The organism is Natrinema salaciae, from assembly GCF_900110865.1.
GTDB classification, from domain to species: Archaea; Halobacteriota; Halobacteria; order Halobacteriales; family Natrialbaceae; genus Natrinema; species Natrinema salaciae.
Genome location: NZ_FOFD01000011.1, coordinates 1 through 1,255, shown reverse-complemented (window position 1 = coordinate 1,255; position 1,255 = coordinate 1). Strand labels below are relative to the sequence as shown.

Below are 1,255 nucleotides of genomic sequence, written 5' to 3'. Positions count from 1 at the left end.
TGACAACAGGGAAATAGGTTAATATTCCTATGCCAGTGTGCACTCAAAGCCGACGCTTTGGGGCCGCCTGAGCTGGGCCTTCGCCCAGTCGAACTGTCGAAGAGCGTGGAAGCCGTAATGGCACGAAGCGTTCGAATGGCAGGATCGCGCAAGTCAGGTCAACCCAGAGCCCGTGAAAAGGCAAGCACACTGTCCGTACCGAGATCCGACACAGGTACTCGTGGCGGCGAAAGCCAAGGTCTGTCGGGAGCAACCGACGTTAGGGAATTCGGCAAGTTAGTCCCGTACGTTCGCAATAAGGGATGCCTGCCTCGCGAAGAGGCAGGTCGCAGTGACTCGGGCGCTCCGACTGTCTAGTAACAACATAGGTGACCGCAAATCCGCAAGGACTCGTACGGTCACTGAATCCTGCCCAGTGCAGGTATCTGAACACCCCGTACAAGGGGACGAAGGACCTGTTAACGGCGGGGGTAACTATGACCCTCTTAAGGTAGCGTAGTACCTTGCCGCTTCAGTAGCGGCTTGCATGAATGGATCAACGAGAGCGCCACTGTCCCAACGTTGGGCCCGGTGAACTGTACGTTCCAGTGCGGAGTCTGGAGACCCCCAAGGGGAAGCGAAGACCCTATAGAGCTTTACTGCAGGCTGTCACTGAGACGTGGTCGCCATTGTGCAGCATAGGTAGGAGGCGTTACACAGGTACCCGCGCTAGCGGGCCACCGAGCCAGCATTGAAATACTACCCGATGGTGACTGCGACTCTCACTCCTGGCGGAGGACACTGGTAGCCGGGCAGTTTGACTGGGGCGGTACGCGCCTGAAAAGATATCGGGCGCGCCCCAAGATTTCCTCACTCGGGTCGGAGACCCGAGGAAGAGCGCAAGAGCAAAAGGAAGTCTGACAGTGTCCGGCACAACGACGGACGCTGACGCGAAAGCGTGGTCTAGCGAACCAATTAGGCTGCTTGATGCGGCCAATTGCTGACAGAAAAGCTACCTTAGGGATAACAGAGTCGTCACCCGCAAGAGCACATATCGACCGGGTGGCTTGCTACCTCGATGTCGGTTCCCTCCATCCTGCCCGTGCAGAAGCGGGCAAGGGTGAGGTTGTTCGCCTATTAAAGGAGGTCGTGAGCTGGGTTTAGACCGTCGTGAGACAGGTCGGCTGCTATCTATTGGGGGTGTTACGGTATCTGACGGGAACGTTCGTATAGTACGAGAGGAACTACGAATGGGTGCCACTCGTGTACCAGCTGT

1 rRNA gene is annotated in these 1,255 nt (G+C 57.1%); it reads left to right on the top strand.

Features of this window, described 5'->3' with window-relative positions:
- Positions 1-1,255, top strand: a 23S ribosomal RNA gene (locus BMX07_RS23455); the annotation flags it as partial.